Raw genomic sequence first — 5,125 nt, forward strand, 5'->3', positions numbered from 1 at the left:
GCCCGCACCTCGCGTTCGGCGAGCAGCGTGCCGAGAGCCGCCCGGTGCGGCGTCCATCCCGTGCCGCGCACCCACACCGGACGGACCGCGACCCCGGCCCGGTCGCCGTCCGGGGCCGGACCGAGCACCCCGACGGCGTCGAGCACGCGGGCGCCGCCGCGCAGCCGCCGCATGTGCAGGACCACCTGGATCGCCGCGGCCAGCTGGCTGTGCAGCGCCGCACGGGGGAGCCCGCCCGACGCGGCGAGCGCCTCCATGCGGGCCGGCACCTCACGCGCGGAGTTGGCGTGCACCGTGCCGGCACCACCGTCGTGGCCGGTGTTGAGTGCGGAGAGCAGGTCGCAGACCTCGGCCCCGCGGACCTCACCGACAACGAGCCGGTCGGGGCGCATCCGCAGGGCCTGCCGGACCAGGTCGCGAAGGACGACGCCACCGGCACCCTCGATGTTGGCGGGCCGCGACACGAGCCGGACCACGTGCGGATGACGCGGCCGCAGCTCTTCGGCGTCCTCCACGCAGATGATGCGTTCGCGCTGGTCGACCGCGCTGAGCAGCGCACCGAGGATCGTGGTCTTGCCCGTGCCGGTGCCGCCGGACACGAGGAAGGCGAGCCGGGCCGCGAGCACCGCCCTCAGGACGGCCTCGCCCTCCGCGTCGACCGTGCCGAGCGAGCGCAGGGCCGCGAGGTCGTGCGCGGCCGGGCGCAGCACCCGCAACGACAGGCAGGTGCCGCCTGCGGCGACGGGTGGCAGGACGGCGTGCAGCCGGACGCCTACGTCGGCCAGCCAGCCGTCGACGTACGGGCTCGCGTCGTCGAGCCTGCGCCCGGCCGCCGAGGCGAGGCGTTGGGCGAGGCGGCGCACCGCGGGCTCGTCGGCGAAGCGGACGGCGCTGCGCTCGAGACCGGCGCCGCGGTCGACCCACACCGCGTCGGGCCCGCAGACCAGGACGTCGGTGGTGCGGGGATCGCGCAGCAGCTCGTCGAGCGGACCGGCCCCGACGAACTCCTGGCGCAGGCTGCGCAATGCGGCCAGCACGTCCAGGTCGCCGGCGACACCCCCCGACTCGGCCCGCACGGCGGCGGCGACCGCGGCCGGGCTCGTGCCTGCGCCGGACGCCGCGAGCCGGGACCGGACGCGATCGACCAGCGCAGGCTCGGGCGACAGCGTCGTCGGCGCGTTCACGACGTGCCCCCGGCAGTGGCGCCGGTGACGGCACGCAGCTCGGTGAGCACCGCTCGGGCGGCCGTCGCGAGCGGACCGCGGGGCCTGCCGGGAGCCGAACCGCGCTCCAGGGAGCGGGCGAGCCCCGGTTCGGGCCGCATCTCCGCCAGCAGCGGCAGATCCAGGGCGCGGGCTATCTCCCGTGCCTCGACGCCACCGGGGGAGGGGCCGCGCACGACCAGCCGGACGGGCCCGCCGTGCTCGGACAGCACCGCCGCGACCCGGGCGGCCGCCGCGGACGAGCGGACGTCGGCGGGCACCACGAGCAGCGTCAGGTCGGCGGCGCCGAGCGCGGCGACGGCGGCGTCGGTGGGGTAGCGGGGCAGGTCGCACACCACCGTCTCGCCGCCACGGCGCCCGGCGTCGAGGACGGCGGCGACGGCGGCGGGCGTGGGGCCGTGGGCCGAGCGGTCGCACGACAGAACTCCCAGCTCACCGGCGCCGGTGCGCCCCACCGCCGGAGCGGGCAGCGCGGCGTGCAGCGCCGTGGCGGGGACACGCCCGCCACCGACATCGATGTCGGGCCAGCGCAGTCCGCCGAGGTCCTCGGCGCCGAGGACGAGATCGAGCCCACCGCCGAGCGGGTCGCAGTCGACGAGCAGCGCGCGCTCGCCCTCCCGCACGGCTGTGACCGCCACCGCGGCGGCGAACACCGACGCCCCGGCCCCGCCCCGCCCGCCGACGACGGCCAGCACCGCTCCGCTGCCGTGTCGGCCCTCCGAGGCCTCGGCGAGCGCGGCCACCAGCCACGCCTCGGCCTCGGGCAACGAGACGACGTGCTCGGCCCCGACCGCGACAGCGTGCCGCCAGGCGTCGGGCGGCGGTGCACCGCTCGCGGCGACCACCACCCCGCCGCGCCGCGGGAGCCCGGCGACGGCGCAGCGCTCGGCCGCGGGGGCGTCGAGCAGCACGAGCGGGCTGGTGCCCCAGTGGCCGCGGGCCTGCGCGGCGTCGACGACGCGGTGCAGCTCGCAGCCGGCCGCCGCGGCGAGGCGGAGCACGGAGTCGAGAAGATCCGGATCGGACATCATCACGAGCCCGCGGTGCGCACCCTCGTTCCGGGACATCCCGTCGGCTCCCACATCGGCCTCCGCTCATCGCCGTCGCTCCGGGGTGGAGCGACCGGGATCAGCGTGCGGTGGCGGGGAGGGTGCGGCGGGACGATCTCGAAACTGTGGATGGCGCAGGATCGATGTGGACAACTCGACCCCGATTCCCCCGAAACGGTCGGTGCGGTCGGGAAGAATGGATTCCGGGGGCACCCCGGACGAAGAATGGATTCGAGGGCACCCCGGACAGGGACGACCCCCGCCAGGGGGGATTGGCGGGGGTCGTCAACGGTTCAGCTCCGGGGGGTCGAGCTGAACCACGTCCGGACAAGTCCGGACACCACAACTGTAGCCGTTCACGAGCCCCGATGGGCACACCTGGACGGAGCATCTCAGCCCTGCCCGGTCGGCCGTCCGAGGGCTGTGGACCTCTGGCAAGCTCGCTCGACGTGTCCGGTGCCCCCGCGAGCCCGCCCGCGTCCGCGTCGTCCGGTGGACCATCCACCGGACCCGTTGCCGCGGCCTTCTTCGACCTCGACAAGACGATCATCGCCGGATCCAGCGCGCTCGCGTTCAGCAGGCCGTTCCGGCGGCGCGGGCTGATCAGCCGCCGGGCCGCGCTGCGCAGCGTCTACGCGCAGCTGCTGCTGGTGCTCTCCGGGGCCGACGCCGACACGATGGACCTGCTGCGGCGGCGGATCACCGCGCTGTGCACCGGCTGGGAGGTCGCGCAGATCCGGGCGATAGTCGCGGAGACGCTGCACGAGATCGTCGAGCCGCTGGTCTACGCCGAGGCGACCGCGCTGATCGCGGAGCACCGTGCGGAGGGCGACGAGATCGTCGTGCTGTCGGCGTCCGGGCTCGAGGTGGTGGAGCCGATCGCGGCACTCGTCGGGGCCGACCGCTGTCTCGCCACGCGGATGGGCGTCGCGGACGGCCGCTACACGGGTGAGATCGAGTACTACTGCTACGGCGAGGAGAAGGCGACCGCCGCGAAGACCATCGCGACCGAGCGCGGTTACCGGCTCGAGGACTGCAGGGCCTACTCCGACTCCATCACCGACCTCCCGCTGCTGGAGGCCGTCGGCCATCCGACGGCGGTCAACCCCGACCGGGCGCTGCGCCGCGAGGCCGTCGCCCGCGGCTGGCCGATCCTCGCGTTCGCCGATCCGGTGGCGCTGCGGTCGCGGTTCCGACCGTCTGGCGTAACGGTGCTCGCTGCGAGCGCCGGAGCCGTCGCGCTGCTCGGCGCGGGCTGGTTCGGGCACCGGCTGCACACCCGCTCCGACCTGCGGTCGTTCGTGTGCTGATTCCCGCAGCGTGACGACGGAGCTCGTGGTCGCCACGCTGCGTGCCTGAACCGGTGCACCCCCTATGGGACTTGCTGTGGCTCCGGTCACCGACTACAACAGAAATGCGGACTCCTGGCCGGCCAGGGGCGGTGCGGCAGAGAAGCACCCGTCCACCCCGGACTTGACTCCGTACGCGAAGTGCCGGGCTCTCCGCGCACAGCACGGCCGCGGGAGGCATGTCGTCGTGGGGCCTGCGTACCGGGACGCCGGACGCCGAGGCCGCCAACCACGACGTGTAGTGCGGCGTTGGATCCCGGCCTTCGCGTCGGCGGGCGGCGTTCCCTCAGGGGGCGCCGCCCGTCTCCCGTTCTCGCTCGTGCCTCATTGCCGGGCGTCGGCGATCGATAACCCCTCGCGCGCCCCTGCCTCCCACTGCGCGCAGCAGTGCAGCAGCCAGGTCGTCAGTCCCTCGTGGGTGCCCGCCGCGAAACCGGCGGCCGCCTTCCGGTACTCCTCGGCGCGGCGCAGGTGCCCGACCTCCGGCACGGCCAGGGCCTTCGGGTCGAGGCCGGCTGCCACCGCGGTCAGCCGAGCGGCGGCCCGGGCCACCACCCCGTTCGCGGACGGGAACGGGGACAGGGCGAGCAGCTCCCCATGCACGACGGCGACGAGCACCGGGGCCGGGACGGCCGTACCTCCGGTGACGAGGTCGGCCAGCAACGACAGCCGCGCGGAGACCCCGGCGCTGTTCGCCGGGCGCCCGAGCTCGGCGTCGCGCCTGTCGTCGGCCACCAGGTCGGCGGCCGCGACGACGTGCAGGCGGGCGAGCGCCTGCAGTGGCGAGGTCCGCCAGACGGCGAGCATCCGCCCCGACTCCTCGGCCACCCGCACGGCGCCGGCGAGGACGGGGTCGGTCACGGTGTGGTCGGCGTCGTCGCCATCGCCGGCTCCGAGAGCCGGGTCGAGCCGGGCCCCGTCCAGGGCGGCCGACGCCCGAGCCGCCCGCAGGCTCGCCTCGGCGGCGGTGGCCGCCCAGCCGCGTCGGTTGACGGGGTGGTTGTGGACGGCGACGAGCGCGTCGCGGGCGCGGGCGACGGCGTCGGCCACCCCCGGCAGCTCGACGAGCGGGGCGAGGGGGTCGGACACGGGCGACAGGGCGGCCATCCCGTCATCGTGTCACCGGGGCACGCTCCGCCCGGAGACGGGCCGCGGAATGTCGCTTTCCATCGTTCGTGGGTGATGTGCGATGGCGGTGGCCGAGGAGGGATGTGATACCGATCACATGGCTGATGGAAAAGGCGCTCAGGAATCGCGTATCCGGCGGACCGCTCCTATGTTCTTGCCGGGTCACACGCCGGCGGTGCTGCCGGGTGGCGTGGGCGCTGCCGCCGGCCGCCCGCTCGCTCGGGGGAGACGGCCGGTCCCGTCGGCACGGTGCCGGTCGCGGACGTCGTGGCCGGTAAGGGGATGGACGATGTCCAGCTCGGTCGAGGCCAAGGAGGGCACGGCCGCCGAGGCCACGCCCCCGGTGCGGGCCGCCGCCACCGACGCGATCGCGGAC

5 protein-coding genes are annotated in these 5,125 nt (G+C 75.6%); 1 reads left to right on the top strand and 4 read right to left on the bottom strand.

Annotated features, from left to right (window positions below):
* Positions 1 to 1,184 (bottom strand): TadA family conjugal transfer-associated ATPase (locus tag JWR81_RS07020; RefSeq protein WP_297648337.1); only part of this gene is annotated, 1,184 nt, incomplete at its 3' end.
* The gene (gene ssd / locus JWR81_RS07025) at positions 1,181 to 2,290 is read right to left on the bottom strand and encodes a septum site-determining protein Ssd (RefSeq protein WP_297648339.1); all 1,110 of its coding nucleotides are present in this window, start codon (positions 2,288 to 2,290) and stop codon (positions 1,181 to 1,183) included. The genes JWR81_RS07020 and ssd, both read right to left, overlap by 4 nt.
* Before the next feature lie 431 nt (positions 2,291 to 2,721).
* Between ssd and JWR81_RS07030 the strand changes: the two genes are divergently transcribed.
* Positions 2,722 to 3,582 carry an HAD family phosphatase gene (locus JWR81_RS07030; protein ID WP_297648341.1) on the top strand — a complete coding sequence of 287 codons (861 nt, stop codon included), beginning with the start codon at positions 2,722 to 2,724 and terminating at the stop codon, positions 3,580 to 3,582.
* Positions 3,583 to 3,945: 363 nt separating this feature from the next.
* On the opposite strand, the gene JWR81_RS07035 is transcribed toward JWR81_RS07030, so the two are convergent.
* Entirely contained in the window at positions 3,946 to 4,710 is a 765-nt protein-coding gene (locus tag JWR81_RS07035) for an oxidoreductase (protein WP_297648347.1), read from the bottom strand.
* Positions 4,711 to 4,911: 201 nt separating this feature from the next.
* Positions 4,912 to 5,125: hypothetical protein (locus JWR81_RS07040; protein WP_297648344.1), on the bottom strand; the 214-nt coding region annotated here is incomplete at its 5' end.

It is taken from the genome of Pseudonocardia sp., from assembly GCF_025965585.1.
Lineage (GTDB): Bacteria > Actinomycetota > Actinomycetes > Mycobacteriales > Pseudonocardiaceae > Pseudonocardia.

Bases quoted from the DNA above. Each gene is read 5' to 3' on its own strand.
- ssd (WP_297648339.1), bottom strand. From the start codon at position 2,290: ATGTCCCGGAACGAGGGTGCGCACCGCGGGCTCGTGATGATGTCCGAT.